This window comes from Hoylesella timonensis 4401737 = DSM 22865 = JCM 15640, from assembly GCF_000455445.1.
Classification (GTDB): Bacteria; Bacteroidota; Bacteroidia; order Bacteroidales; family Bacteroidaceae; genus Prevotella; species Prevotella timonensis.
In genome coordinates this window covers 27,367-32,260 of record NZ_HG417092.1, presented here as the reverse complement: position 1 = coordinate 32,260, position 4,894 = coordinate 27,367, and the positions used below count along the sequence as shown (strand labels likewise).

At 42.7% G+C, this 4,894-nt stretch carries 3 protein-coding genes; all 3 read right to left on the bottom strand.

Features of this window, described 5'->3' with window-relative positions; translation table 11 throughout:
* A partial coding sequence (locus BN35_RS14050) for an epoxyqueuosine reductase (protein WP_044071205.1) occupies positions 1 to 414 on the bottom strand: 414 nt, incomplete at its 3' end.
* Positions 392 to 1,003 (bottom strand): polysaccharide deacetylase family protein, encoded by a 612-nt coding sequence (locus BN35_RS03655; RefSeq protein WP_025071972.1) that lies wholly within the window; start codon positions 1,001 to 1,003, stop codon positions 392 to 394. The genes BN35_RS14050 and BN35_RS03655, both read right to left, overlap by 23 nt.
* Before the next feature lie 90 nt (positions 1,004 to 1,093).
* Positions 1,094 to 4,420, bottom strand: a complete 3,327-nt coding sequence (locus tag BN35_RS03650) for a glycosyltransferase family 117 protein (RefSeq protein ID WP_025071971.1) — start codon at positions 4,418 to 4,420, stop codon at positions 1,094 to 1,096.
* Positions 4,421 to 4,894: the final 474 nt, after the last annotated feature.

Here is a 4,894-nt window from a genome sequence, read left to right as displayed (position 1 = left end):
CACGCGATAATGAATAGCATCGTCATTACTGGTAGTACTATTTTCAGGTGTTATCTCCTGAAATCCAAAGTGTTGAGCGAGTTGCCTTAGCTTATTCTTGACAAGGTAATGATAGTCTTGCCCATACGCATAAGCTGCCAATTGCCATTCTTTTTCGGGCATGAATTGCGCAGGAGCGTAGTTAAGTGCTACACATACGATGCTTTTCAAGCCTTCCATGAGCATTCGTGGGTCTAATCTCTTGTCGATGTTGTTGCGCATATAGTCCATACTTGCGCACTTGTCTTCTGCAATCCACTGCTTATACTGCGTGGCAGTCCATTCGTCAACGGCTTTAGCTTGTGCAATTCCACATTTTGTAAAGCCTAATTTTAGCGCTTCTTGTTTTATCTCAGTCGAAAGTTTTGAATTCATATCCTTGTTCTTTCAACCACTTGAGTGCTTCTGGTAGGGCATACTTTAGTTTGTCTATGCTTTTCATAGAATCGTGGAAGGTAATGATTGACCCATTTCGAGCATAACGTTTAACGTTCTTAAGTACGTCTTCAGGTGTCATCCATTTAGAATAATCGCGCGTTACCAAATCCCACATCACAATCTTATAACGCTTCGATAGCCACCAATATACCGACCATCGCATCCATCCATGCGGTGGACGAAATAGGTGTGCATGTATTAATTCGTTCGCTTTCTCTGTATTGATGCCGTAAGTTAGTGCCCAATGTTTGAGCGACCCCATGTGATTAAAGGTGTGATTACCTACTTGGTGTCCCTCTTCAACGATGCGATTGTACAAGTCATGATACCGCAAAACATTCTCACCTACCATAAAGAAAGTTGCTTTGACATTATATTGGGCGAGCGTATCTAATATAAAAGGTGTTGATTCTGGCACAGGACCGTCATCGAAGGTAAGATAAACCGCATGTACTTTCTTATCCATTCGCCACAATGCATTGGGATATAGCCAACGAAGCCATTTTGCAGGTTGCTCAATAAACATAAATGGATGCTTCTTTTTAACTATTAAAAAAGTGCCGAAAGTTTACTACAAATGGCTTTGTAGAACTTTCGGCAGCCTTAATTGTTTTCTTTATTCAAGGGGTTTACCACCCTTTTGAGCATAGATGGTGTAGAATCTGTTCAATTCATCCAACTGTTTTTTAGCCAAATTTTTATCGAACAGTGTGGTTACCTTGTTCACTTCCATCATCAACTGGAAGTAAAGCAGGCACTGATTTTGTGATGCCATGAACCTAAAGTCATCGAGACTGAGATACCATTGTGCGTATTGTTTGTGGTTTTTCCACACCTTTTGACAGATATCCTTTGCCTTCGCTGTTTGTCCTAACAGTGCATAAGCTCGAGCAAGCTCAATAGAACCACTCTTCCAACTATGTGGTACGTTGTATTCTGGAAGAACTTTCTCTGCTTTAGCCAATGCCTTTTTGGCTTGCTCTGTCTTTCCTTCTTTCAACAACTCGGTTACTAATTGAGCAAATAAACGACGATGAGTCATACACATGCCCATGGTTGTCTCGTCTATGTATAATCCAGGCTTCTCTAAACCACCAAACTTATACCTATTCATCAAGTTGTTGTACGTCTTTTCTGTATCAAAGTTCTTAACGCCAGGCTTGTTGGTAGTGAAAGGTGTGATGCGATTTGCCAAGCCTTCACATACAAAGTTGTCGCCCAAGTTCATATAATTATCGGCTCCAACTGTCATAGCAATATAGATTGGACGCACCCATCCGCACTCGGCAATCATCTCCAGCATCATCATTTCGCCTTTGTACAGCGCACGTTTGCCAGCCAAAGAGATAATCATCTTGTCAGGAATAGTGTCCGAAGCCATCATCATTCCGCTCTTCTTCACGGCTTCTTTGTCTATCGTTACATAGACAGTGTCGGTAGGAATCACCTGTCTGTCCGCATCTTTCGAGCGCATCCAGTACTTGATGATGTTCTTCAATTCGAATGGTTCTTCACCAAATTGCTTTTTCGCCTCTTCAGGATATTGACGATAATACTCTTTCAATTCGTTTTTCAAAGACGGTTGAATCGCTACAGCCTCATTCGTTCCAGAGCAATAGTCAAGTCTTGGCCAAGTGATGGGCACCGCAGGAGAGTCGTAAGCAGGTCGCTTCATCTGGTCAATATACCAATCGGTCTGTATATAAGAGAGGTTACAAACTCTTGCATCGGTACGCACACCTTCCACATCTTGGTTGTACCACAGCGGGAATGTGTCGTTATCGCCATTGGTAAAGATAATAGGATTGCCTTTATCTTGTAGCGTCATGAGGTAGTTTTGACCGAAATCACGACAAGTATAACGTCCACTTCGGTCGTGATCATCCCAGTTTTGGCTTGCCATTTGTATCGGTACAAGGAGACATGTCACAGCGGCTACGCTTGCAATCAGTGTCTCGTTGAGCTTCAAATACTTCTTCAGCAAGTCGACAATAGCTGCAACACCGATGCCGCACCAAATGGCAAATGCGTAGAACGAACCTGCATAAGAATAATCACGCTCACGAGGTTGCATAGGCGTTTGGTTGATGTAGATAACGATAGCGAGTCCTGTCATGAAGAAAAGGAAGAACACTACCCAGAACTGGCGAATGCCTCGTTTGCCACGCCATGCTTGCCAAAACAAGCCAATGACACCCAATAGCAGGGGCAGCATGTAATACGCGTTGTGTCCCTTGTCGTTCTTCAGCTCGTCGGGCAATTTACTTTGGTCGCCAAGTCGTGGGTTGTCAATGAAAGGTATGCCAGATATCCAGTTGCCATGTTCCAACTCACCGTTGCCTTGCATTCCATTTTGACGTCCTGAGAAGTTCCACATGAAGTATCGCCAATACATAAAGTTGCATTGATAGCTTAGGAAGAAGCGGAGATTTTCCATCTGTGATGGTACTTTCACCATGATACTCTCGCCACATCTGTCGTAAGGAACCTGTGTACCCTCTACACCTCCTAACCAACTTTCGTAAGCTTGTGCATGCAAACTACTGTACATACGTGGGAAGAGCATGTTTTGCGCATAATTGTATTTCGAATTATGGGTCACTACAAAGTACGAGTCTTTTTCGTCTTTGCTCGCTTTTTCCTTGCGTGCATATACGGGTGCTCCTTCGTTCATGTTAGGTATGCACTGATTTCCCTGCACATCAAGCTTTACCTGAGAAGTATATGCCTGTCCGTAGAACAGCGGATGGTCGCCATACTGGTCTCTACTTAAGTATTTGCCTAATGTAAAGATGTCTTCTGGTGAGTTCTGATCCATCGGTGGATTGGCAGCAGAACGGATGACAATGAGGGCATAACTTGAATATCCTATCATTAACATCAGTAGTCCTAACAAGATAGTATTCTTGATGCGGGCACTGATGAGTGGGATTTTCTTCTTCTCTACGTGTTGCGTATAGTTGAGGGCATACCATAAAATAGCCAACACTACGATACCAATGCCTACGGCTTTCCAGCCATATCCATAGAAGGGAATACCCAATAAGGCTACGGAAAGCAGGAAAGCTATGTTCATTCGCTTGGTATGCTGGTCTATATAAGTCTCATAAATCGCCCAAACAACAGTGGAAACGAGTAGCAAGATGTAGACGATAACACCTGTATTAAATGGCATACCTAATGTGTTCACAAAAAACAACTCGAACCATCCGCCCACGGTTATGATACCAGGAACGACACCATATAACACTGCCGCTACCACTGCAAACGAGATCATCAGCGCCACTATGGAGCCTTTTGCTTCGATATTTGGGAACTTGCGGTACACAAATACTAACACAATGGCTGGAATGCACAATAAGTTGAGCAGATGGACACCAATTGAAAGTCCCGTCATATAGGTGATGAGCAGCAGCCAACGGTCGCTATGAGGTTCGTCTGCATGATCTTCCCATTTCAAGATGAGCCAGAACACAACCGCTGTAAATGCCGATGAGTAGGCATATACCTCACCTTCGACAGCCGAGAACCACGCCGTGTCACAGAAACAATAAATCAGTGCGCCCACCATTCCAGAGGCTTCTATGGTGATAAGTTTGCCCAAAGTGAGTTCGCTCCAATCTTTCAAGATAAGTTTGCGTGTCAGGTGGGTAATCGTCCAAAACAAGAAAAGCACCCCAGCAGCACCCAATAGCGCACTCATGATGTTGACCATGAGCGCCACCTTCGATGGGTCGCTCACAAACTGCGAGAAAAGATTGGCGGTGAGCATGAAGAATGGTGCCCCTGGAGGGTGTCCTACTTCTAATTTGTACCCTGTTGAGATGAACTCAGGACAGTCCCAAAAACTGGCTGTCGGCTCTACTGTAAGGCAATAGGTAATGGCAGCTATCATGAAAGCTATCCAACCTACCACATTGTCTACTAATCTATATTTTTTCATTGATAGATAAATGAATAATTAATTGCTCATTTCTAATTTCACTATTTTGGGTGGACGATTCCGGTGAAAAGCCTCACCGTTAAGCGTACCACAAGACATTAAAAATAGTATTTTGCAAAGGTAAACAAATTCTATTGAATTATCGTTTTTACGATTGCTAAAAAGTATTGAATACAATGAAAAGTATGAGAAAATCTATTTTGTATAATTTTTTTATTCACGAATCTGCAATTTTGATGCGAAATGCTTGGCATATTTCTAATCATCCACCACTTTTTCTGAAATATGCGAAAAATGTAAAGTGCTTATAATCAAGAATGTACGTTTTTACACGTACCCCTTGACTGCCTTGGAGCATTGCTTTAATGTCACTAACCCATAACTTTTGTTTGCTTGTCTCCATACTTTAAGCACATTAAAGCATTGTTTCAGCGTGCTTAACTCAATGCTTTAGTCTCGTGAAGTGTTATTTTT

Coding starts and splice junctions, on each gene's coding strand:
- BN35_RS03655 (WP_025071972.1), bottom strand. CDS start 1,003: ATGTTTATTGAGCAACCTGCAAAATGGCTTCGTTGGCTATATCCCAAT.
- BN35_RS03650 (WP_025071971.1), bottom strand. CDS start 4,420: ATGAAAAAATATAGATTAGTAGACAATGTGGTAGGTTGGATAGCTTTC.